At 28.8% G+C, this 23783-nt stretch carries 22 protein-coding genes and 1 other annotated feature; of the genes, 7 read left to right on the forward strand and 15 right to left on the reverse strand.

Going from position 1 to position 23783, the window contains the following annotated elements:
- Positions 1 to 186 precede the first annotated feature (186 nt).
- The 5 genes from Ccar_RS15045 to Ccar_RS15065 form a co-directional block, all read right to left on the reverse strand.
- On the reverse strand, positions 187 to 984 hold the full coding sequence (locus Ccar_RS15045; protein ID WP_007062283.1) for an ABC transporter permease: 798 nt from the start codon (positions 982 to 984) through the stop codon (positions 187 to 189).
- Complete coding sequence (locus tag Ccar_RS15050; RefSeq protein WP_007062282.1) at positions 984 to 1742, reverse strand: ABC transporter ATP-binding protein; 759 nt, start codon at positions 1740 to 1742, stop codon at positions 984 to 986. Before Ccar_RS15050 ends, Ccar_RS15045 begins: the two co-directional genes overlap by 1 nt.
- Before the next feature lie 169 nt (positions 1743 to 1911).
- Positions 1912 to 2910 (reverse strand): ABC transporter substrate-binding protein, encoded by a 999-nt coding sequence (locus Ccar_RS15055; RefSeq protein WP_007062281.1) that lies wholly within the window; start codon positions 2908 to 2910, stop codon positions 1912 to 1914.
- 63 nt (positions 2911 to 2973) lie between these two features.
- Positions 2974 to 3720 (reverse strand): ABC transporter ATP-binding protein, encoded by a 747-nt coding sequence (locus tag Ccar_RS15060; protein ID WP_007062280.1) that lies wholly within the window; start codon positions 3718 to 3720, stop codon positions 2974 to 2976.
- Positions 3680 to 4471, reverse strand: coding sequence for an ABC transporter permease (locus tag Ccar_RS15065; RefSeq protein WP_007062279.1), 792 nt, complete (start codon positions 4469 to 4471; stop codon positions 3680 to 3682). Before Ccar_RS15065 ends, Ccar_RS15060 begins: the two co-directional genes overlap by 41 nt.
- A 406-nt stretch (positions 4472 to 4877) precedes the next feature.
- Here Ccar_RS15065 and nadA point away from each other — a divergent pair, with 406 nt between their 5' ends.
- From nadA to Ccar_RS15085, 4 genes are all read left to right on the forward strand, one after another.
- Complete coding sequence (gene nadA, locus Ccar_RS15070; RefSeq protein ID WP_007062278.1) at positions 4878 to 5792, forward strand: quinolinate synthase NadA; 915 nt, start codon at positions 4878 to 4880, stop codon at positions 5790 to 5792.
- 1 nt (position 5793) lies between these two features.
- Entirely contained in the window at positions 5794 to 7095 is a 1302-nt protein-coding gene (locus Ccar_RS15075; RefSeq protein WP_007062277.1) for an L-aspartate oxidase, read from the forward strand.
- Positions 7076 to 7909, forward strand: a complete 834-nt coding sequence (nadC, locus tag Ccar_RS15080; RefSeq protein ID WP_007064596.1) for a carboxylating nicotinate-nucleotide diphosphorylase — start codon at positions 7076 to 7078, stop codon at positions 7907 to 7909. Before Ccar_RS15075 ends, nadC begins: the two co-directional genes overlap by 20 nt.
- Before the next feature lie 72 nt (positions 7910 to 7981).
- The gene (locus Ccar_RS15085) at positions 7982 to 8371 is read left to right on the forward strand and encodes a hypothetical protein (RefSeq protein ID WP_007062275.1); all 390 of its coding nucleotides are present in this window, start codon (positions 7982 to 7984) and stop codon (positions 8369 to 8371) included.
- A gap of 147 nt (positions 8372 to 8518) precedes the next feature.
- Here the strand turns inward: Ccar_RS15085 and Ccar_RS15090 are convergent, their stop codons facing one another.
- From Ccar_RS15090 to Ccar_RS15100, 3 genes are all read right to left on the reverse strand, one after another.
- A complete protein-coding gene (locus Ccar_RS15090) occupies positions 8519 to 9892 on the reverse strand; it encodes a hypothetical protein (RefSeq protein WP_007062274.1) in 1374 nt (457 codons plus the stop codon).
- An 817-nt stretch (positions 9893 to 10709) separates the two neighbouring features.
- Positions 10710 to 11219: a tryptophan transporter gene (locus tag Ccar_RS15095; protein ID WP_007064256.1), complete on the reverse strand. Its 510-nt coding sequence runs from the start codon at positions 11217 to 11219 to the stop codon at positions 10710 to 10712.
- 176 nt (positions 11220 to 11395) lie between these two features.
- Positions 11396 to 11638: a binding site (T-box leader), on the reverse strand.
- Positions 11639 to 11722: 84 nt separating this feature from the next.
- On the reverse strand, positions 11723 to 12400 hold the full coding sequence (locus Ccar_RS15100) for a hypothetical protein (RefSeq protein WP_007064255.1): 678 nt from the start codon (positions 12398 to 12400) through the stop codon (positions 11723 to 11725).
- 115 nt (positions 12401 to 12515) lie between these two features.
- Here Ccar_RS15100 and Ccar_RS27055 point away from each other — a divergent pair, with 115 nt between their 5' ends.
- Positions 12516 to 12659, forward strand: coding sequence for a hypothetical protein (locus tag Ccar_RS27055; RefSeq protein ID WP_007064254.1), 144 nt, complete (start codon positions 12516 to 12518; stop codon positions 12657 to 12659).
- Positions 12660 to 12671: 12 nt separating this feature from the next.
- A complete protein-coding gene (locus tag Ccar_RS27060) occupies positions 12672 to 12842 on the forward strand; it encodes a hypothetical protein (protein ID WP_007064253.1) in 171 nt (56 codons plus the stop codon).
- Positions 12843 to 13015: 173 nt separating this feature from the next.
- Here Ccar_RS27060 and pflA read toward each other — a convergent pair whose 3' ends face one another.
- The 6 genes from pflA to Ccar_RS15130 form a co-directional block, all read right to left on the reverse strand.
- Positions 13016 to 13738 carry a pyruvate formate-lyase-activating protein gene (gene pflA / locus Ccar_RS15105; RefSeq protein WP_007064252.1) on the reverse strand — a complete coding sequence of 241 codons (723 nt, stop codon included), beginning with the start codon at positions 13736 to 13738 and terminating at the stop codon, positions 13016 to 13018.
- Positions 13739 to 13898: 160 nt separating this feature from the next.
- Entirely contained in the window at positions 13899 to 16148 is a 2250-nt protein-coding gene (gene pflB, locus Ccar_RS15110; RefSeq protein ID WP_048030122.1) for a formate C-acetyltransferase, read from the reverse strand.
- A 217-nt stretch (positions 16149 to 16365) separates the two neighbouring features.
- Positions 16366 to 17801 (reverse strand): IS1182 family transposase gene (locus Ccar_RS15115; protein ID WP_416101003.1). Its coding sequence is split into 2 segments (ribosomal slippage): positions 16366 to 17219 and positions 17219 to 17801, totalling 1437 coding nucleotides; the frame shifts between segments, so codons are not numbered across the junction.
- Positions 17802 to 18192: 391 nt separating this feature from the next.
- Positions 18193 to 18393, reverse strand: a complete 201-nt coding sequence (locus Ccar_RS15120) for a hypothetical protein (protein ID WP_007063964.1) — start codon at positions 18391 to 18393, stop codon at positions 18193 to 18195.
- A 130-nt stretch (positions 18394 to 18523) separates the two neighbouring features.
- Positions 18524 to 18712 (reverse strand): hypothetical protein, encoded by a 189-nt coding sequence (locus Ccar_RS15125; RefSeq protein WP_007063963.1) that lies wholly within the window; start codon positions 18710 to 18712, stop codon positions 18524 to 18526.
- A 338-nt stretch (positions 18713 to 19050) separates the two neighbouring features.
- On the reverse strand, positions 19051 to 19446 hold the full coding sequence (locus Ccar_RS15130; protein WP_007063962.1) for an HNH endonuclease: 396 nt from the start codon (positions 19444 to 19446) through the stop codon (positions 19051 to 19053).
- A 662-nt stretch (positions 19447 to 20108) separates the two neighbouring features.
- On the opposite strand from Ccar_RS15130, the gene cls reads away from it, so the two are divergent.
- On the forward strand, positions 20109 to 21533 hold the full coding sequence (cls, locus tag Ccar_RS15135) for a cardiolipin synthase (RefSeq protein ID WP_007063961.1): 1425 nt from the start codon (positions 20109 to 20111) through the stop codon (positions 21531 to 21533).
- 37 nt (positions 21534 to 21570) lie between these two features.
- On the opposite strand, the gene Ccar_RS15140 is transcribed toward cls, so the two are convergent.
- A complete protein-coding gene (locus Ccar_RS15140) occupies positions 21571 to 23571 on the reverse strand; it encodes a fructose-bisphosphatase class III (protein WP_007063960.1) in 2001 nt (666 codons plus the stop codon).
- Positions 23572 to 23783: the final 212 nt, after the last annotated feature.

Genomic DNA, 23783 nt, shown 5'->3' on the forward strand with positions numbered 1-23783 from the left:
CTTAAAACAAGGAAATATGGCAAATACTAAATAATTAGAATATTTGTGCAGAATATTTATCATTTTTTTATATTATTCATACGCATACAATCAAATATATTCAATTAAAGTTAAAATCTAAACTATCACTTCATTTTAAAAATAAAAAAATAGCCTCACGCTATAAGGCTATTTCTAGCTTAATTATTAACGTCTCAATATAAGTCTTTTTTCTACAAATTCAACACCTTCATACATTACATAAGCTAAAATGGATAATATCAATATACTTAGCATAACTGTATCTAATTGAGAAATTTGACCTCCATATATTATTAAGAAACCAAGTCCTTCCTTTGCTACTAAAAATTCCCCCATTATAACACCTACCCAAGAAAGTCCCACATTTATTTTAAGAGAAGAAACTAATGTAGGTACTGAACTTGGAATTATAAGATGTATTAATATTTGAAGTTTAGAAGCACCAAAAGTTCTTAGAAGTTTAATTTTATCTGTATCAACCTCTTTAAATCCATTCAATACAGATATTATTGTAACCACTATAGCTATAAGTAAAGTTACAACTACTATTGCCTTAATTCCATTTCCAACCCAGAATATTATAATAGGAGCAAGTGCTATTTTGGGTAGCGCATTAAGTACTACAATATATGGATCTAAAACCTTACATACAAAATCCGACCACCATAAAAGTATAGCAATTAAAGTACCTAGAATAGTGCTTAATAAAAATCCAAATATGGTTTCTATACATGTAATTCCTATGTTATTAAACAAAGCACCTTCTGAATATAATTTTAATAGGCTTTTCCACATTCTTGATGGAGTGCTAGTTAAAAAGGGATCCATTATCTTCAAATCACCTAATACTTCCCACAATACAAAAATTAATATCAAAATTAAAAGCCTAGTAAATACTATTTTTCTTTTTGTTTTTTCAACATTGTTAATATATAAGGAATGTTCTTTTACTTCATCTATCATTATGAATTTAACTCCTTCCATATATTATTGAAATATATTCTAAATTCTGGTTCTTCCCTTGATTTTAATGGTGATTCGTGTGGAACTGAAAATTCTATATTGAATATTTTTCTTATTTGTGCAGGTCTACTGGATAATACTATAACTCTATTAGACATAGATATAGCCTCTGATATGTCGTGAGTTACCATAATTGCTGTTTTACCTTCCTTTTTTATTATCTTGAATATTTCATCACTTATATTAAGTCTAGTTTGATAATCTAAGGCTGAAAAAGGTTCATCTAAAAGCAAAACCTCAGGATTTACAGCTAAAGTTCTTATAAGTGCTACCTTTTGCCTCATTCCACCAGAAAGTTCCTTTGGATAATGAAATCTAAAATCCCATAATCCATAATCTCTAAGTAATTTATTTATATTTTCAGTATAATCACTTACCTTTTTATGTTGAATTTTAATGCCTAACATTATGTTATCCCACACAGTAATCCATTCAAACAACTGATCACGCTGAAACATATAACCCATTTTACTAGAAAAACTAGTTAAACTTTCATTATCTATATAGATTTCGCCAAAAGAAGGCTTTAATAATCCTGCTATTATATTTAAAAGTGTGGATTTACCACAACCAGAAGGTCCAACTATACTTAAAAATTCCCCTTCCTCTACAGCAAAATTTATATTCATTAATGCCTTAGTAAAACCTTTTAAAGAATGATAGTTCATATAAATATTTTTTACACATACTTTATCCAAAACATCATCTCCTTATATTTAACATAACTCCTGCTTTATTATATGAATCTTTACAATATGGTGTTAAAAACTTAAGCTCAATTGAAACATAAAAAAGCGTAAATAGATTTAATTTTATACAAATCTATTTACGCTTCCTAATTTAGTTGTAATGTAATGAAACTTTCAATTACTTGCTAATATCCTGTATTAATGATTTTATATCAACTTTCTTTTTAAGCATTCCATTTTCCATTAAGAAATCCTGTGTTTTTTCCAGTTCTTTCATATCCTTATCCGTTATCTTAGGGCTAAAATCATACCAGTTGTACATTTCCTTAACTTGATCAACAGATATCTGAGTTTCTTCTGAAGCTAATTTATAAGTTTCATCTGGATTATCTTTCATGAATTGAAGACTCTTATTATGAACATTCATATATCTTTTGGCTATATCCATATGTTTATCCAAGAAATCCTTTCTAGCTGCAATTACTATAGTAGCATCTAGTATTCCTTCACCTGTAGTAATAATATGTGCTCCTTTTGTCAAAGCTTGTGGTACTGAAGCTCCTGCAACTAATGCTGCATCTGCACTACCAGACATTAATGCTGAAACTCCCTGTGGTATTCCCATATTTATAAATTGAACATCTTCAGCTTTCATATTTTTATTTTTAAGTGCACCTAAAAGTAATTGATGAAGTATTGTTCCCTTAGGACCTACTACCTTTTTTCCTTTTAAATCTTCTATAGATTTTATATTTGGATCTTTAGCCATAATTGTAAATGCTTTTGGCGCTCTACTGTACATTCCTATTATCTTAATATCAACACCATTGGCAGCACCTAAAATAACTGAAGTAGCTCCAATTGCATTACAAAAATCTAATGAACCTGCAGCTACAGCTTCTGTCATCTTTGATCCTTCTGTAATCTCAGGAAATGTTACTTTTATGTTATCCTTTGAAAACTCATCCTGGAATAAATTTTTTCTCTTTTCTATTATAGATGGTACATTTAAAGGTGATTTAACATAAGAAATATTTATGTTGCTTACCTTCTGCTCTGTTGATTTTTTGTTTGAATCTGCACTACTAGAATTTTTTTGAGTTTCACCACAACCTACCAGTGATGTAGTAATCATAGCAGCTGTTAATACTAAGCTTAATTTTCTTAATGCTTTCATTGTTAGTCCCCCTTGTTTTTTATTAATTTAAGCCATAGGCTAATTAACATTTTCATTTGTTCTTTAGGCTAAAATTTCTTTGAGCAAGCTGTTTTTTATCTCTAAAAATTTATTGGAAGAACTATCTCTATAATAATCCATATCAATAATTTCTTTCTTTATTATATGACCTTTGTCCATAACTACTATTTTTTGCCCTAAATAAATAGCTTCATCTACATCATGAGTAACAAAAACTATAGTCTTTTTATTTTCTAAAAATATGTTTATAAACTCTCTTTGAAGTTTACTTCTATTAAATGCATCAAGAGCACCTAAGGGTTCATCCATGAGAATTATTTCAGGATTATAACAAAGGGTTCTTCCTAATGATACTCTTTGAGCCATACCTCCTGAAATCTGAGAAGGATAAGCTTCTTTAAACTTTTCCAATCCCAGCATATTTAAATATTTATGAACTATATCACAAACTTCCTGTCTATTCTTATTTTTAATAAGTGGAAAAGCCATATTTTGCTCTACTGTAAGCCATGGCATCAATCTGGGTTCTTGAAAAACTATACTAACCTTCTTTTTAGAATCCTTCTCTTTTAGTTTTTCATCTCTATATATAAAACTTATATTTCCTTCTGTCTGATTTTCAAGTCCACATATTATTCTAAGTAAAGTAGTTTTACCACATCCACTTTTTCCAACTATAGTAACAAAACTTTCGTCTTCTATTAATAAGTTAATATTATTCAACGCACTGACCTTAGTACCTTTTATATCAAAGCTCTTGCACAGCTTTTTTATTTCCAGTCCTGCCATAGTCCACCTCTCTCCCGTAAGAATGTGCAAACTTACTAGTTATATTAATGAAAATATAATCAACCAAATACCCTAAGATTCCTATAGAAAAAATTCCAACTAGTATTATATCTGGTCTGGATAATTGCTCTGCATCCATTATCATATATCCTATACCTGAAGAAGCTGCTATAAGCTCTGCACCCATAAGTGATCTCCAACTGTATCCCAATCCTAATTGAATACCTGTTATTATAGAAGGTACTGCTTGAGGTAAAATTATCTTAAAAAACTTATCCGTAGTGCTAAATCCAAAGATTTCACCTACCTCTAGAAGTTTTTCATCATAATTAGTAACTCCATTTAAAGTATTTGAAAATATAGGGAAAAATGTAGCAAGGAATATGACTGCTAGCTTTGAAGTTTCTCCAATTCCAAACCACAGTATTAACATAGGAATAACTGCAATAGGTGGTACATGCCTCATAAATTCTAAAAAAGGCTCTATATAAGGTAAAAGTTCTTTCTTCATTCCTAAAATAATAGCCATTGGAAATGCTATTATAAAGGTTATAAAAAAGCCTATAAAAACTCTGCTAAAGCTTACCCCTAAGCTTTTTATGAGTATACCACTCTTAATTAATTCCAAAGTAGTATTAAATACAGCTGCTGGACTAGGTATTATATAATCATTAAATATATGAAGTTTAGAACCAATACACCATACAAGTATAATAACTAAAGGTATAACTAATCCTTTGAATTTTTTCATACAATTCCTTTCCTGAATGCAAAAACCTTCCCCAAAACAATAGTTTTAGGGAAGGTCATTATTTTACAAACAAACACCTTTTGTATTTAAACTTCCCCTTCAGATTAGACTTTTCCTTTCTGTTAGGTGGTATTATTTTCAATTAAAATTAGAACAATACTTATTTCATCAAATATCCCGGATACTATCCAAGCTATCTGATAAAATTGTATTTATAAGAAATATTTTATCATTACATTCAAAATTCATCAAGTTAATTTAATAACCACATACTGGATAACTATAAGCAAAATTCTCTTAACTTGCTTATATATGTAGTTGATATTATCTATTTTTGATGGTATATTCTATATATAGCTGTATATACACATGTAAAATAATATATGTATACACCGGAGGTATGAATATGAAAAATGATTTAAAGGATAAAATATTAAAGCTAAAAAAAGATAAGGGAGCAATAATTCTAGCTCATTATTACCAAAGACCTGAAATTCAAGATATTGCGGATGCTGTTGGAGATTCTTACTATCTAAGTAAAATCGCAAAGGATTGCAGTGAAAATATAATAGTTTTTTGTGGTGTCAAATTTATGGCTGAAAGTGCAAAGATATTATCGCCTGAAAAAACAGTTTTACTACCTGCCTTTGATGCTGGTTGTCCTATGGCTGATATGGCTAATCCTAATGACATTTTAACACTAAAAGATAAACATCCTAATGCTAAAGTTGTATGTTATATAAATTCTTCTGCTGAAGTTAAAGCAGTATCAGATGTATGCTGTACTTCATCTAATGCTGTAAATATAATAAATAATTTACAAGAGGATGAAATAATTTTTCTTCCTGATAAAAATTTAGGAGAATATGTTCAGCAGCAAGTAAGAAATAAAAAAATTATACTTTGGAATGGCTTTTGCATAACTCACAAAAAAGTTTCAGCAGAAGAAATTCTAAAAGCTAAAAAGCTTCATCCTGGTATAAAAGTATTGGTACATCCTGAATGTGAAAAATCTGTGAGAGAACTTGCTGATTTTCTAGGAAGTACAGGCCAAATAATAAATTTTGTAAACAATAGTACTGACAAAAAATTCTTAATTTGCACTGAAGAAGGTGTTCTTCATAAAATTAAGCTTAAAAATAAAGATAAGGAATTTTACATTCCGAATGGTGGCATGACCTGCATAAATATGAAAAAAACTTATTTAAATAATGTTTATGAAAGCCTACTAAATATGGAATATGCTATAGAAATAGATGAAAATATAAGAAAAAAAGCTTATAAAGCACTTATTAATATGCATGAACTTGGAGGAAAATAAAATGGATATTTATACTGATGTTTTAGTTATAGGTACTGGAGTTTCAGGACTTTATTCAGCACTAAATTTAAGAGAAGATTTAAAAATAACAATGATTTCAAAAGGTAAAATAGACCAATGTAATACTGCTCTAGCACAGGGGGGTATTTCTGTAGCCAGAGGCACAAACGATATAGATTTATTTGTAAATGACACCTTAAAGGCAGGTTCCTACAAAAATGATATTAATGCAGTAAAAATACTTGCAGAAGAATCTATGGAAAACATAGATGCTCTTTGTAAAATGGATTTTGATTTTGATAGGGATAATGATGAATTGTCTTATACCAGAGAAGGAGCCCATAGCATAAATAGAATAGTTCATTATAAAGATAAAACTGGTAAAAAATTAGAAGAAACTCTCTTAAAACAAATTCCATCAAGAAAAAATATAACTATTTTTGAAAACTGCACCATGCTGGACATTTTAAAAAAAGATAATGTTTGTGCAGGTGCTTTATGTATAAAGGATGATATTCAATTTAATATTCATGCTAAAATTACAATTATGGCTGCTGGAGGTATTGGTGGTTTATTTAGAAATTCCACTAATCAAAAAATATTAACTGCAGATGGAGTTGCTGTAGCTTTAAAAAATAACATAAAAGTAAAAAATCTGGGCTATATTCAATTTCATCCTACAGCTTTCTTCAACTCTAATGAACATGAGAGAAAATTTTTAATATCAGAATCTGTTAGAGGTGAAGGCGGAAAGCTTATAAATTGTAATGGAAATAGATTTGTAGACGAATTGCTTCCTAGAGATGTAGTTACCAAATATATATATGAAGAAGAAAAAAACACCCATACTTCAAATGTGTATCTTGATGTAACCTTTATGGAAGAAGAATTCTTGAAAAACAGATTTCCAACTATATATAAAAAGTGTTTAGAAAATGGAATAAATATCTCTAAAGAACCTATCCCTGTTTCTCCAGCTCAACATTATTTTATGGGTGGCATAGAAGTAGACACCTTTGGAAAAACTTCCATGGAAAATCTTTTTGCTTTTGGTGAATGCAGCTGTACTGGTGTTCACGGAGCTAACAGGCTTGCAAGCAATTCTTTGCTAGAAGCATTGGTATTTTCAAAACGTGGTACTAAAAAAATAAATAAAAATATTTCAAATATCCCTATGATTAATATTGATTCACCTTCACTTAATTATGATAAAAAATACTATGAAGACTTAAACAACAAAATATTTATAGAATCCCTAGTTAAAGAGAGAGGAGACATAAAAAATGAATTGGTTAATTGCTGATAAAATAATAAAAAATGCTCTCAATGAAGATATTTCTTATGGAGATATAACCACAGAATCTATTATAAAAAATTATAAAAAAGCCAAAGTAGATTTAATAGCAAAAGAAGATGGAATAATATGTGGTTTAGAGGTTTTTAAAAGAGTTTTTACTATTCTTCAAAATGCTGAAGTTGAATTCTTTGTGGAAGATGGTGATTCTGTTTTTAAAGGTAAAAAAATAGGACAAATTTCTGGAGATGTACGAATTCTCCTCACTGGTGAAAGAGTTGCCTTAAATTTTCTCCAAAGAATGAGCGGAATCGCAACTCTTACAAGAAAGTTTGCAACCGAACTTGAAAATACTAAAATTAAACTTTTAGATACACGAAAAACTACTCCTAATTTAAGAATATTTGAAAAGTATGCTGTAACCATTGGTGGAGGCTGTAATCATAGATTTGGACTTAATGATGGAGTTCTCATAAAGGACAATCATATAGCTGCTGCTGGAAATATTAAAAATGCAGTTAACATGGTAAGACTTAATGCCCCATTTGTTAGAAAAATTGAAGTTGAAGTTGAAAATTTAGATCAATTAGTTGAAGCCTTAGAAGCCAAAGTTGATATAGTGATGTTAGATAATATGGACATACCTTCAATGGAATCTGCCATAAAGATAATAAATGGTAAAGCTGAAATAGAAGTTTCAGGCAATGTAGATTTGAAAAGTATTAAAAATTTATCCAAATTAAATATAAATTATATATCCACAGGTACTCTAACACATTCTTTTAAGGTTTTAGATTTAAGTATGAAAAATCTAACATATTAAACCATGTATAAACCTCCTCTTAAAAGTAAAAATAAATATGTGTTAATTACAATATAAAAGGAGGATTCATATATGACAAATAAACAAGATACTGATAGAGAATTACAAAAAAGAAGGATTCAAGAACAAAATGAAAATAAAATAAATCAATTGATTAATACTGTAGAAAATTATACAAGAACTGAAAGACACTTAGAGCAGCACTCAGACATAGGAGACCCTGAAAGACTTGAACGTGCAGAAGAAGTTCAAAGTGAAAGAAAATCTGAAATTGACCATTTAAAAAATAATATTGTATATGGTAATGAATCTTTAAATAATAACTTAGAAAATTTAAGAGAAAATTATGATGATACACAGGAATATATAAGCCATTATGGTTCACAAATGAGTGATGAGGATCTTAAAAATTTAAAAGAAAAGCAGCAAAATAGATTAGAAGAACTTGACAGACAAAAATAATGAAATTTTTTTCAAATCAGATAAAGCTCATTAACCATTTATAACTTATTTTTTATTTGATAAATTAAAAATAAATACTCATTGGTATAAATAATAAAGTTCAGTTAAATTCTTCATACTACAAATTTAGCTGAACTTTATTTAATTCTATAAAAATATTATAGCTGTTATAATAGTACATATAACTCCTATAAATACAGGTATCAAATTCTTTTTTGCAAGCTCAAAAGGCTGCACATCGCATATAGCAGCAATAGGTACTAAACTCCATGGAATTATGGTTCCTCCGCCAACCCATATAGTTATTATCTGTCCTAAAGCTGCAAGCCCCTCTTTATTTATATTAATACTAGAAGAAAAAACTTGTGCCAAGGTTCCTATAAGAGGTAACCCGGAAAATCCTGAACCTCCAACTCCTAAAAGAGCACTTATAGATGACTGCATTATTATTACCGAAACTTTATTTATAGGAAACCTTTGAGATACATATAAGCCTACATCTGAAAGAATTCCTGTAGAACCCGCTCCTTTGCCTAATATTTGCAAGGCAGTTTCCTTACTTCCGAGAAAAAAGAAAGCCCCTATAATAATAACTGGAGCAAATACCTTCATACCAAATATAAAACCATCCTTTATACTCCCTGCCACTTCTCCTAACGCTCTTTTAAAACTATATTTTATTATAGAAACTACCACAGTAACTATTACTGCAGTACCACCTATAAGCGACGTAGCTTCTGCTCCCTTCAATTTAAATTTATATATTAAAAATATGTCCATAATAAATATTAAAGGTGTAACTACAGCTATTATTTTTGTAGATATTTTTACTAAAACATTCCTAACTTCATTAACTTCTTTTAATTTTTCTTTTGGACTTTTTATAATATCTCTTTTCATCATAATAAAAGAACTCACAATGGTTGATATACTCATTACTGACCAAAGTAATAAGCTAGCTTTTATTAAATAAAATGGATTATTAATTCCTAATGCTTTAGACGTAATGGCTGGTGCTGCTTGTATGAAAAAATCACTTGATAGTGCCATTCCATTGCCGAACAAATTTAAAGTCACTGCCACCCAAATAGCTGGCAAGCCAGATTTTAGAGCTGCCGGCACCATTATAGTTCCTATAAAAGCTACTGCAGGCGTTGGCCATATAAACCATGATACAATAAGCATAGTAAACCCTAGTATAAAAAAAGATAGTGTAGGATTTGTCATAAACTTTTTCATAGGTTTTACCATAAATTCGTCTGCTCTAATATCCCTTAATGATTTAGACATAGCACTTATTAACGAAATTATAACTATTATTTCAATGAATTCTCTTGCAGATACCACTAATGCCTTATATATAATTTGTACTGAATTTAAAACATTTCCTGTAGCAATATATCCTATAATTCCTATTCCTATAAGACAGGGTAAAACTATATCTTTTTTATAAATCATCATAATTAAAATAAATACTATAACTGCCAAATACATATAATGAAGCATTCCTATTTGTACCATAACACTCCAACTTTCTATAAAAATTATCAATATGATATATTATTATGTCCATATACATGCATTTTACAATGGCAAACTAAATCAAATACTGAATTACTTCTAGGTCAACTTATAAAAATTATGCGACGTAAAGGTGCAGTGAAAGTTTGGATTTTAATTTTCATTTCGTGATATATGATAAGGGTGTCATCACGGCTAAATGTTTTAATTATTCTAAAGCTCGAAATTTTTGAAAGCCTAAGAACTTTGTCAAACTCGGTTCCCTCAAACAAGACTAAAGTTCTAAGGCTTTCAAAAATTTTGAGCTAAGAATAACACTAAAACAATTTAGCTAATGTTATGACACCCTTATCATATATCACTGCATAAAAGTTAAAATTCAAACTAGTAACTTCAATTGTACGCACATAATTAAATTGTTATAAGTCACTTTAGAAATTGAAAATTATATTTAACCATAGCTTATAATACTTAAAACTACGGCGGAGCCTGCTGTTTTACTAGTATATTTAGTTTAAATATCAGCTTTTTTATTTTATGGAAACATTTTAAAAGGGATTGAGAATTTAAGTTGTTAAAATAGTCAACGTATGCATAAACTAGTTATTAAGTATTATGAAAGCTGCATTTTTTATTGAGAGTCATATCATAATGTATTATGTGTACACGTAATGCACAAAGAAGTAACTTTCAACTGCATGGAGACTGATATATGCTGTGAAGGAAGATTAGAACTTCTTAATGAAGTGAGGTTTCCTTCACAGCATATATCAGGCGGAATACAGTTGAAAGTTACTTCGCTTAAGTCGCAATATGCTTATATTGCTGCTTTCCTTTTAAGTGCTACATTTATAGCATTAAATAAAACCGAACCTGCAACAGTATTTATAACAACAGCTGGAAGTACTACTGATAAAAATAATACACGGAAACTAGTTGGAAGTCCTACCATAATTGAAGCTAATGACAAAAATGCTGTACCACTTATAAGTGTTCCTATAGCTGTAGTTATAATTATTTTTATTTGATTATTCAAAGCTTTCCTAATAGGTTTTAAGAATAAAAACATTAAATTGGTAGTTATTAATTTATCTATTACATTTGGTATTTGTCCACCTGGAAATCCTGTAGTTGCAGCTGCTAATATACCTGCTATAAGTCCTGCACTTATACAAGATTTATAATCCTCATTTAGTATCATTATTATAAATAGCATAGCTAGTGAAAAATCTGGTTTCATTCCAAGTACTAGTGGAGGTGTTATTTGATGCAATACTGCACCTATAGCTAAAAGTAGCGAATTTGTGATTAATCTTTTTAAATTCATAATAAATCTCTCCTTTTTAATTAAAAATCAATAATTATTTTTAAATATACAATTTAAATTTCCAAAATTAATTAACATTTGTGTAATAAATGATGCCTTGTAATTTAAATACTAATCAAATTTATATAAAAAGCCGGCTTATAAATTTGCATAAAAAAACTCCGTCCTAAAAAATATATTAGGACGGAGATACTTCCGCGGTACCACCTAAATTGTGTACTAAAACACCACTCTTTCAGATACTAACATATCCTATCCATTGTAACGTACGGATAACGGTAACCACTACTCTTCAAAATCTTGAATTTCGATTTACTCCTAAAAGGTCCATTCACCATTCGTTATCGTATTGAGATTCCACCACCCTCAACTCTCTATGACTAAACAACCTGGTTACTCTTCCTCATCAAAGGATTTATTTTTAAATTGTTTATATAATATCATTTTAATTAAAACATGTCAACTATTTTTTTAACTTTATTTTAAGATAATTAATTTTCAAATTACTTACATACACTTTTTATAGCTTCACAAAGTATTTCAGAGAACTTTTGTCCACAAGAAGGCAGTTTGATTTTTTTATGTGGAATTATTCTTAGTATAACTGGTAATTCTATGTGATAGCTAATCCACCTTTTATCTATTATTGTAGAAGATTTTGTGGCTTTAAAATATACTTTATCAAAATTTGCATTTATCTTAAGTTCCTTAATCTTACAAATATCTTTATCTTCTCTATCTTCACTCCATTTTCTACAAATAATACTTTCTAGACTTTCTTTCAATTCTAATGCATATTTTTCATCTTCTTTACATCCACTGGATATTTCTATATTATTTCCCGAATGTTCCATACCATGTCCATGAATTTCTATCAAGTATCTAGGATCACATTTTTTAAGGGCTGTATAATAATCACTGTAATTATCATTGTGATTTTTATTTACATCTATGAAATAATTACACGCACACAAAAAAGAAGCTTTAAGCTTTTCCGCAATGTAATTTCCTATGTATCCCGCATTTTCATCACTATAGGGATGAGAATCACATGGCATCTTTATTGTACCAGATGGAGTATGATGAGGCACTCCTATAACTATATTTGATTCTTCTTTTATATCAGCAATAAATATGCTTGCATTATCAATTTTCAAAATATTTGTATACAGAACCACCATCTCCTTTTTTGCCTTAATATTATTTTAACACATCCAATTGATTTTTAAACATATCAGCACACAAGTATAAAAGTTTTTTTACAGGAAAATATAAATACGAAAGGAGTGCTTAGCTATGCCAAAAAAGAAACCAAATATATATAACAGAGAAGATCTATATACAAGAGATAAAGAATTTAGAAATGAACCTAAATACGAAGACGAAAAACGACAACAGAAGGAAACACCTGGAGTATCCGGTAAATTTTCTGGAAGATAGGAGGTTATACTTATGACTAAAAAGAAACCACATCATGGCGAGGATGCAAAGCTTAGATCTGCATTAGATCACAGCGATAATAGCCAAGAATCCCAAAATGGATATATGGAAAGAGGAAATCCATCTGTTTATGCAGCAAAAGGAAGAGTTATGCGCAATAATGATAATGGTTCACACATTTAATACTAAAATAACTACTAAATAAACTTCTTCTTAAATTACTTTCACAAATTGGTTAAAAATAACTTTTAATTAATGCTTATTTTGTTTAGTTTTTTTCCTTATTTTTCATTCTCCAATAATAAAAAACAAGGAAGAACCTGTAACTTTTCTAAGTTCAGGTTCTTCTTTACTTTTTATTGCCTATGTTCCATTTCTTTGTTAAGTATTTTATATAACTTATCTAATTCTTCTTTACTCATAGAATCTATATGCGATAATTTATATTCAATTCCCATTTTATTATATTTTTCCACTCCTAAAGTATGATATGGAAGAAGCTCTACTTTTTCTACATTTTTTATACTTTTTATTATACTAGCTAGCCTTTTTATATGTTCTTCTGAATCTGTTATTCCTGGTACTACTACATGTCTTATCCATAACTTTGTATTGGCTTTCTGAACTGCTTGTAAAAATTCATCAAAACCTTTTTTACTTTGGCCTACTAAATTTTTATACCCATTATCATCTACATGTTTTATGTCAAGTAATACTAAATCTGTATATTTCAAAATTTCATCATATTTTCCTGAACCATATCCAGCAGTATCTATAGTAGTATGAATTCCTTGTTCCTTGCATAATTTTAATGTTTCTATTAAAAAATCTGGCTGCATTAGAGGCTCTCCACCTGAAAACGTAACTCCGCCACCATTTTTAAAATAAGGCTTAAACCTAGCAATTTTTTTAACAAGTTCTTCTGGTGTAATTTCCGTTCCTCCTTGAAAGTTCCAAGTATCAGGATTATGACAATATGCACATCTTAGAGAACACCCCTGCATAAATACTACTGTTCTTATTCCTGGTCCATCAACTAACCCCATACTTTCAAATGAATGCATTTTACCCAAAGTCATAATTTTACCTCCTTATTCAAAAACTTTTTTAATTCACTATCTTAATTGTAAATATACCCGCTGCTTAATACAACGGGTACATTTTATTATAAGGATTTTATTATATTTTAGGCATTTGAAAAGATTTTTCTTTTCAAGCACCTGAATCTGGCATTTTAAACTACATTTTTTCATGGAAAGTTCTGCTTATAACTTCTAGCTGCTGTTCTCTAGTTAATCTGTTGAAGTGAACAGCATAACCTGATACTCTTATTGTAAGTGTTGGATACTTTTCTGGATTTTCCATAGCATCTATCAAAGTTTCTCTATTTAACACATTTACATTCAAGTGGAAGGCTCCTTGTGAGAAATATCCATCCATCATGTTTGCAAGATTTACTATTCTGCTTTCCTCATCTTTTCCAAGTGCATCTGGTATTATAGAGAATGTATTTGATACTCCATCCTGACAGTAAGTTCTATATGGTATTTTTGCCACTGAATTAAGTGATGCCAATGCTCCATTTTCATCTCTTCCATGCATTGGATTTGCTCCTGGTGCTAGCGGCTCACCTACTTTTCTTCCATCTGGTGTTGTTCCTGTTTTCTTACCATATACCACATTTGATGTTATTGTTAACACTGATAATGAATGTTCTGCATCTCTATAAGTTTTATGCTTTTTAAGCTCATTTGAAAATTTCTTAACTAGCTGTACTGCTAAATCATCAACTCTATCATCATCATTTCCATACTTAGGGAAGCTTCCTTCTATTTCAAAGTCCACAGTTATTCCATCTTCATTTCTTATTGGTTTAACCTTTGCATATTTTATAGCACTTAATGAATCTGCTGCTACTGATAAGCCTGCTATTCCAAAAGCCATAAATCTTTTAACAGCTGTATCATGAAGAGCCATCTGTCCTGCTTCATAAGCATATTTATCATGCATGTAGTGAATTGTATTCATTGTATCTACATATAATTCAGCTACATATTCCATAACTTTGTTATAACTCTTAATTACTTTATTGAAGTCAAGAACTTCATCTTCCATCTTTTCTATATCTGGTACAACTTTAATCAAACTTCCATCCTTAGCTTTTTTCTTTTCGTCATATCCTCCATTTATCGCATAGAGTAATGATTTTGCAAGGTTTGCTCTTGCTCCAAAGAACTGCATTCTCTTTCCTATTTCCATAGCAGATACACAGCAAGCTATACCATAGTCATCTCCATATATTGGTCTCATTATATCATCATTTTCATACTGCAAAGAGTCTGTTTTTATGGACATTTCAGCACAATAATTCTTAAAGTTTTGTGGTAATTTTTCTGACCATAAAACTGTCATATTTGGTTCTGGTGCTGGCCCTAAATTAGTTAATGTGTGTAAAAATCTATAAGCTGTCTTTGTAACTAATGATTTGCCATTTACTCCAATTCCACCTATGGATTCTGTCACCCAGTTAGGATCCCCTGCAAATAAATCATTATACTCTGGTGTTCTTAAATGTCTTACCATTCTTAATTTTATAACAAGCTGATCTATTATTTCCTGAGCTTCTGCTTCTGTTATAATACCACTTTTTAAATCTCTTTCTATATATATATCTAAGAATGTAGTATTTCTTCCTATAGACATTGCTGCTCCATTATTTTCTTTTACTCCTGCTAAATATCCAAAGTATAAGAATTGAGCTGCTTCTACAGCATTTGATGCTGGCTTTGATATATCTATACCATAAGATGCCGCCATAGCTTTTATTTCACCTAAAGCTCTAATTTGCATTGATACTTCTTCTCTAAGTCTTATAAGTTCATCTGTAGTTGGTCCTACTAGTTCATTTAGATCTTTTTTCTTCTGTGCTGTTAAAAAGTCTATTCCATAAAGAGCTATTCTTCTGTAATCCCCTATTATTCTTCCTCTACCATAAGCATCTGGAAGTCCTGTAAGAAGTCCAACTGTTCTTGCTTTTCTTGCAGCTTCTGTATAAGCATCAAATACTCCTTGATTATGAGTTTTTCTATACTTACCAAAATAATTTTCTATATTTTCATTCATTTTAAAGCCGTATTCCTCTAAGGACTGTTCTACCATTCTCATTCCACCAAAAGGATTCATTATTCTCTTTAGTGGTGCATCTGTCTGAAATCCTACTATAACTTCATTTTCCTTGTCCAAATAACCTGGTTTAAAATTATTTATACCTGAAATTTCATTAGTTTCAACATCTATAATTCCTTTTTTAATTTCTTCTACAATTAATTCTTCCGCTTCTTTCCAAATCTTCTTTGTTTTTTCTGTTGGTGCTTCTAAAAAGCTTTTGTCACCTTCATATGCTGTATAGTTTTTTTGTATGAATTCTCTTACGTCTATTTCCTCTGTCCATATACCTGTTTTAAATCCTTGCCATTGTTTCATAACCATACACGCTCCTTATATTCGATATTTTATTACATTTATTTTAACTTAATTAAGTTTCATGTCTTATCTGATAATGCTATTATATACTTTTTTATTCACTGTATCAATACCATTTTTCGTTGTATTTACGCATTTTTTAATAGAAAAATAGTACAGAGTTTACATCTGTACTATTTTTCTTCAGATTGTTCATAAACCCAGCATTTTTAAAGTGCTGGGTTTAATTTTGTCTTAAATATTTATGCGGTAGCATATAAAAAGAGAATGTTATCCATAAATTGGTTAGTGAATTCTTTAAAAATTGCAAAAATAGGTGCGATAGCACCCTGGCTATCTTTTTCATATTCTGAACTGCTGCTGTTAACAAACATTGTTCAGAAACTTTTTTAATTCCACGCATGCGACAATAGCGCAGACCATGGAGATTTTTTGAATCTGCAAAGCTACGCTCGATAGTTTCTTTTCTTCTTTTATATAGCCATTTTCCTTTATCAGTCTTAGTAAATTTGATTACTTCATCCTTGTAATCTTCCCAGACATGGCGATAAACAACTTTTCTTTTGCTTTTATCTGATAAGCAATTTTCTTTTTTATTGCATTGGCTGCAGTACTCGATTTTACATACATATTCTCTATAACCATCACGGTTAGTAGTTCTATATTCTAATGCTCTTAAATCTGGACAATAATATACATCTTGTTCTTTAACATATTGGAATCTAAATTTAGTAAATTTACCTTTTACATGAGGACTACGTCTATAGCCCATAACTGCTTTTAGTTCTCGTTCAAATATTTGTTTACAAATATTATTAGTAGAATAACCAGCATCGGCTCCAACATATTTAGTTTGCAAATTAAACTTTTTAATTTGAACATCTAGTCTTTCTATATAAGGATCTACATCATTTATGTTACCAGGCGTTACATAAACATCTGTTATTATGTTATACTTTCCATCTACAGTTCTATGATCTAAATAAAAAAATCCTTTTGGTTTTCCATCCCTATGCATATAGCCACTATCAGGGTCTGTAGTACTGGTCTTAATTTCTTTAGTTTTTTCTATTTTATCTTTTTTTTTAGAGGTTGTTTTCCATGAGCTACTCTATCCTTATTAATGTCTTCTTCTAACTCATTAAAATAGTCTTTGGTTGATTGTGTAATTTGTTCTTTTGTAAACTTGTTTTTATTAGCGTTAGCTTTCAAATGTGTAGAATCTGTATATAGAATTTTACCATCTACCAATTTTTTATTTATTGCTTGAAATACAATATTATCGAAGATTTCTTGGTATATATTTGTATCCTTAAATCTTGTTATTCTATTTTGGCTTATAGTAGAATGACTTGGGATTTTATCTGTTAATGAAAATCCTAAAAACCAGCGATAAGCTACATTTACTTCAATTTCTTTCACGAGCTGTCGCTCTGATCTTATTGCAAATAAGTAACCTATAAATAACATTTTGAATAAAACTACTGGCTGAATTGCTGGTCGTCCATTATCAGGACAATAGAAGTCCTTAGTTAAATCTCTTATAAATGAAAAATCTATATATTTATCAATTTTCCTTAAGATATGATCTTTGGGAACTAAATTTTCTATATATACTAACTCTAATTGTTGCTGTGCAGAATTATTTTCTTTAATCATAATAGTTAACTCCTTAAAAAATCTGATATTATATTAATTCTACACAAAATCTTAAAATCCTTTTTGAATTAAAAAAAAGCCCTATCGGGCTAAAAATTTAAAAGGCTGCTGACAAAATATGTTTATCAACAGCCTGTAGAAAAATAGTACAGAGTTTACATCTGTACTATTTTTCTTCATTTATCTACAATATATAAATTTTTATTTTATTTTTTATATTATATAAACTGCTATTTTAAAATATTACAAAAAATTACAGTGAATCATATTTTACTAACAAAAATAAGGGTTAATACTAAAATTAATTCTAATTTCAGCACTAACCCTTCTAAATTTTTTAATTTTAAAAAAATAATAGTTTTACTTAAAAAATTTCAAAATATAACATTTACTAATCCTGTTCATATCCTTTTAACAGATTTTCAATTTCAGTTCCTAACTGATGTCCTTGTTTATAGGACGACATATGCTCTAATGATACACTTTCTTTTAAAAGATCTTTTCCCATAAGACTATCTACTATTCCTTTTTTAGCCGCTGGAATATGTCCTACATGAACATCCTTTATATCTTCTAATTTAAACTTATCCATTAACTTAACGCCCCCTTATATACATTTTTCATTAATTATTATTACCTCATAATATAATAAAAATGCATATTAGAACTTTAGTTATATAATTACACTTTGATAAGTTATTCCATAAAAAACATTTCAATAATTAATCCGATTTATTAGAATACTCATGCTCCACATATTCTAACTTCTTTAACATATCTATTATGCTTTTTTGTAAGTCTTCATCAACCTTTATGCTATCGGAACTAATATAACTTTCTGCAATTTTTAATCCCTTTATAATGTCACTAATTTCCTTTAAGTTCAAAAGCATTAATATATCTTCTTTCATTTTTAAGCCCCCTTCTTTTTTCATATTTCACTTTTAAGAGGATATTAAAGCTTATTCAACTGATGCTAATGTATAAAATTTAATTTTAACATTTATACAAAATTAAATTTGTTCAGTAACCGCAGAATAAATTTCACCTCAATCAAGTTATACTTGATTTATTCAGTATATTTAAGAATAAGTTTATAAAAATAAAATTTTTATTTGAAAATAATCTCTATTAATTAGTAACTTTATTATTTTAATATAATATACTACAAATTATATAAAATGACAAGTGATGTAAATTAGATATCACTTGCCATTTCTCATTTGTAAATTAACTTTTTATTTATATTCTAGAAATTTGCTATAAAATCACAATATTCATCTAACATATATTGAGTATAAACTTTCTTACCCATAAGTCTATATATTATATCAGACTTTTTGTATCCCTCTTTATATAATTTATATTCCTTAAAAATTCTTTTTAGCATACCTTTATTTATATTAAGTAAATCAACTAATTCATCTAAAATATAAAAATCTTTGCGCAGCAACATTTCTAATCTTTTTTGCAGCTCTAGCTTATATTGTAAATCCAGCTTTCTATTTTTATGTGGTCCTTCCTTACCTCTATGATGTTCATGACAAAGATACTTAAAATTTAGCGGAAAGTCAATTCCTCCCTGACTTCTGTAAACTATATGATGCTTATCCGCTTGTCTACCGCAGATCTCACACTTTAGCAAATTTTCCCCTCCTAATACTTAAAAATGATTTTAATTTATTTATACTTAAATTATATCATAGGTTTAAAAGTATTACACTTTGAAAAATTATGAATTTTTCTATTTCAAGACATATATTTTATGTTAAATGTTATAATAAAAATATATGTTTTTAATTTCTTAATAGTGCAGTTTAATAGAAAAATATAATTATTCCTTTAAAATTTAGAAAACTTATAGAATTTTCTAAATTTTAAAGGAATAATAGTTGTATTTATAGAATATTTTTATATTAATTATAAACTTAAATTTCAATTAGTATAAATGCTTATCCATTACATTTCAACACAGCACCAAACATCTGTGCTGTGTGCTACTTCCTATTTTTCATAATAGTCTTAATAAGTACTATTAATATAAATATAAATAATATAGAAAATATCGGAACTGCTGAATAATATATTATTTTTTGAAAATCCATGTATATCACCCTTTCAAACTGTTATATAAATCATTATATTAAGTATATTCTATAAATATAAAATATTCTATAGTTTGCAATGAATTCTTTAATTTATTTTGTAAGACTGTACAAAACTTGTAATTTGTCAAATAAAAATATGCTATAATTTAAATAAACTTTATAATTTTATGGAACATTATTTTTATAGGAGGTAGTACATTTGAGATCAACTTTATCTCTACTATTTATTATAAATGCTATAGTTTCTATAATACTCATAGTTCTTGAAAGAAAGAATCCTGAAAAAACTATTGCATGGCTGCTAATTTTTATTGTGCTGCCACCTTGTGGATTAATTTTGTATATCTTTTTAGGGAGGAACTGGAAAAAGCATAAATTGCACAATGAAACAAACATCAACATAGAAGAATTAATTTATGAAGCATCAAAAGATATAAAAGATAATAGCTATTCATCTTTAATAGAACTTCTCTCTAAAAATAGTGAATCTCCACTTTTTACAAACAATACAATAAAAATCTTTAAAGATGGCAGTGAAAAGTTCAAATCACTAAAAAACGAATTGTTAAAGGCTAAAAATCATATTCATCTAGAATACTATATAGTAAAAAGCGATACAATAGGAAATGAAATAAAAGATATACTTATAAAAAAGTCTTTGGAAGGTGTTAAAGTACGATTTATTCTCGATAGAGTTGGTTGTATAAGAATAAAAAAGAAATACATACAAGATTTAAAGGATGCAGGAATAGATGTAGTTCAATATTCCTATTTTTTAGCTCCTATCCTGCGTCATATTAATACACAAATAAATTATAGAAATCATAGAAAAATTGTAGTAATAGACGGCAAGATTGGTTTTGTAGGCGGAATTAATATAGGTGATGAATATGTAGGCAAAAGCAAATATGGATATTGGAGAGACACCCATATAATGGTTAATGGCGACTTTGTTCTAGGGCTTCAAGCAGTATTTTTAGATGATTTTGCCACTATAAAAGAAGCTAATAAAGAACTTTTTTATTACGATGACAACTTCGAAGAATTTTTTCCTTCTACAGAAAATAATAATAAAAAGCTAATGCAGCTAATAAAAAGCGGTCCTGATTCTGAATTTCCAGCTATTGAGCAGGCAGTACTTAAAATGATATCTTTGGCAAAAGATCACATTTACATTACTACACCATATTTTATACCAAGTGAAAGCATTTTAAATGCTCTAAAAATAGCTTCCTTAAGTGGAGTTGACGTTCATATACTTTTCCCTGGAAAATATGACCATATTCTAGTTCACTATGCTTCAAGAACTTATTTAGAAGACCTAGTAAAAAACGGAATAAGATTGTACTTTTATGATCAACATAATTTTGTGCATGCAAAAACTACATCCATAGATGGTAAAATGTGCACAATAGGCACTGCTAACATGGACATTCGAAGTTATGAATTAAATTATGAAATTAATGCTGTAATTTATGACGAAGAAACTACGGAAGAACTAGAAACTCTATTCTTTGAAGATTTAAAAAAAAGCAAAAGAATCACATTAGACTATTTCAACAATCTTTCTCCTTATACAAAAGCATTTGAAGCATTTTGCAGAATTTTTTCATCTTTAATGTAAGGCATCTTCAAAAAAATAAGTGGTGAAATTAAAATTTTCACCACTTAGATTCATATCCTTCTTTAATTAATCCCTTTCTGTAAGCTATGAGAAGCTTTTCTAAATCCTTTACTTGACTCTTAAGCTCCAATCCTTTATCAGTATCCGCTACTCGTTTTCTAGTTACTACATGCTCTAAAATTATGGTAGATGATAAAATATCCCTATCATTTTTAACAGCATCCTTTATAGCCGCAAAAGGTTCATGAGATGTCAAAAGCAATCCATATGAATTATAAATCAATGTATATCCTGCTATTCCTGTTTGTGGTTGATATGCTTTACAAAATCCACCATCTATTACAAGAAGCCTTCCATTAGCTTTTATAGGACTTTCCCCTTCTTTTGTCTTAACTGGTATATGTCCATTAACAATGTGTGAATTATCAGGATCTAAATTGAATTCAGTTAAAATATTCTTACATATTTTCTCATTGTCTCTGTATTTATAATAATAATTTTTCTCTTCATAATGCGTATCTTTGTCATCTATAAAATATCTTTCAAATGTAGTCATCCTGCTCTTTCCAAAAACCGGTGAATTCGGACCACACCATAAATACCACATCATATCCATACCATAATTTTTAAGTTCCATATCATTTTTAAAGAAAAATGAATCTCTTGCTACACGATCAAATCTATCCAGCAAAGCTTTTCCACTATATTTTATATTTCCTATTTTAACCTCTTTAAAACTTCCATTTTCATTTAATGGAATGCATCCATGATATAAAAGGTTAGAATTATATGCTAAATACATGTTTCCTTTACTATACAAAAATTTAATGTGCTTTTGAAGTTTTTCACTATTTATGAAGGAACGAGTTAACTTATTTATTAAATCTCTCTCTCCCTCCGTCAATTCATAAGGATTTTTCCAATCTATAGTTGGAAATGTAGTATCATTTAACTTATATGTTTTTCCATATAAGTTTATTTCTCCTGTTTCTATATTTATTTTATCTAATAGCATCCTATCATCCATCTGAAATTCTGGATGCTTCTTAATAATACTACCTTCTACTTTAAATTGGATTATCGAAATGGCTTTGTGCATTTTTGCTAAAAGATTTAACTCATTATTACTTATATCTTTATCTAGAGTTCTAGGTTTAAAACCTTTGCATTCATCCTTTTCATAAAATTCCATAGCATAAGTAGCAAGTGGTAATAAGTTGATTCCATATCCATCTTCAATGGTTCTTAAATTAGCATATCTTAAAGATATTCTAAGAACATTACATATGCAAGCTTCACATCCTGCTGCTGCACCCATCCATAATATATCATGATTTCCCCATTGGATATCTACAGAATGATGCTTTATTAAAGCTTCCATAATAATATCTGCACCAGGACCTCTATCATAAATATCTCCTATAATATGAAGTCTATCTACTACCAAATTTTGTATAACTTTAGATATAGCTATAATAAATTCTCCAGCTCTATCTATGTCTATTATAGTTTTTATAATTCCATTATAGTACGCATGTTTGTCTACTCCATCTTCTTGCTCATGAAGTAATTCTTCTATTATATATGCAAAATCCTGAGGTAAAGCTTTTCTCACTTTTGACCTTGTATATTTCGAACATATATTTTTACATAATTCAATAAGTTGATATAAAGTAATTTTATACCAATCTTCTGCACTAGCCTCTGTTTGTTCTATCAATTCCAACTTTTGTTCTGGATAATAAACAAGAGTAGCTAAAGCAGCCTTTTGTTTTTCCCTCAAAGAATTACCAAAAACATCATCTATTTTTCTCTTAATAACTCCTGAAGCATTTTTCAGCATATGGGTAAAAGATTCATATTCTCCATGTATATCACTTATAAAGTGCTCTGTTCCTTTTGGCAAATTTAAAATAGCCTGTAAATTTATAATTTCTGTACTTGCACTTGATATAGTTGGATATTGATTAGAAAGTAATTGAAGATATCTAAGGTCTTTTTCTATTATTTCTAAATTATCTTCATCATAGAAAATCATATTTCTTCTCCTTCTATAATTTTTCATTTCCATAATAATAATGTTATACTTTATTTTATGCTAACAACATATTTACTGCTATTAGCACAGTAATAGTATAGCATATTTATTTATATTTGAACACTTTATATTTTACTTCTAACACTTAAACAAACTTTCATTTCTTGATATTTTAAAGCTTTATCTATTCTTATCTTTATGTAATAAATAAC

Origin of the sequence: Clostridium carboxidivorans P7 (assembly GCF_001038625.1) — a bacterium.
GTDB classification, from domain to species: Bacteria; Bacillota; Clostridia; order Clostridiales; family Clostridiaceae; genus Clostridium_AM; species Clostridium_AM carboxidivorans.

Bases quoted from the DNA above. Each gene is read 5' to 3' on its own strand.
- Ccar_RS15125 (WP_007063963.1), bottom strand. From the start codon at position 18,712: ATGAAAGAAGATATATTAATGCTTTTGAACTTAAAGGAAATTAGTGAC.
- nadC (WP_007064596.1), top strand. From the start codon at position 7,076: ATGAATTGGTTAATTGCTGATAAAATAATAAAAAATGCTCTCAATGAA.
- nadA (WP_007062278.1), top strand. From the start codon at position 4,878: ATGAAAAATGATTTAAAGGATAAAATATTAAAGCTAAAAAAAGATAAG.
- Ccar_RS15100 (WP_007064255.1), bottom strand. From the start codon at position 12,400: ATGGTGGTTCTGTATACAAATATTTTGAAAATTGATAATGCAAGCATA.
- Ccar_RS15095 (WP_007064256.1), bottom strand. From the start codon at position 11,219: ATGAATTTAAAAAGATTAATCACAAATTCGCTACTTTTAGCTATAGGT.
- Ccar_RS15140 (WP_007063960.1), bottom strand. From the start codon at position 23,571: ATGATTTTCTATGATGAAGATAATTTAGAAATAATAGAAAAAGACCTT.
- Ccar_RS15045 (WP_007062283.1), bottom strand. From the start codon at position 984: ATGATAGATGAAGTAAAAGAACATTCCTTATATATTAACAATGTTGAA.
- pflB (WP_048030122.1), bottom strand. From the start codon at position 16,148: ATGGTTATGAAACAATGGCAAGGATTTAAAACAGGTATATGGACAGAG.
- pflA (WP_007064252.1), bottom strand. From the start codon at position 13,738: ATGACTTTGGGTAAAATGCATTCATTTGAAAGTATGGGGTTAGTTGAT.
- Ccar_RS15085 (WP_007062275.1), top strand. From the start codon at position 7,982: ATGACAAATAAACAAGATACTGATAGAGAATTACAAAAAAGAAGGATT.
- Ccar_RS27060 (WP_007064253.1), top strand. From the start codon at position 12,672: ATGACTAAAAAGAAACCACATCATGGCGAGGATGCAAAGCTTAGATCT.
- Ccar_RS15065 (WP_007062279.1), bottom strand. From the start codon at position 4,471: ATGAAAAAATTCAAAGGATTAGTTATACCTTTAGTTATTATACTTGTA.
- Ccar_RS15090 (WP_007062274.1), bottom strand. From the start codon at position 9,892: ATGGTACAAATAGGAATGCTTCATTATATGTATTTGGCAGTTATAGTA.
- Ccar_RS15120 (WP_007063964.1), bottom strand. From the start codon at position 18,393: ATGGATAAGTTTAAATTAGAAGATATAAAGGATGTTCATGTAGGACAT.
- Ccar_RS15075 (WP_007062277.1), top strand. From the start codon at position 5,794: ATGGATATTTATACTGATGTTTTAGTTATAGGTACTGGAGTTTCAGGA.
- Ccar_RS27055 (WP_007064254.1), top strand. From the start codon at position 12,516: ATGCCAAAAAAGAAACCAAATATATATAACAGAGAAGATCTATATACA.
- Ccar_RS15055 (WP_007062281.1), bottom strand. From the start codon at position 2,910: ATGAAAGCATTAAGAAAATTAAGCTTAGTATTAACAGCTGCTATGATT.
- Ccar_RS15060 (WP_007062280.1), bottom strand. From the start codon at position 3,720: ATGGCAGGACTGGAAATAAAAAAGCTGTGCAAGAGCTTTGATATAAAA.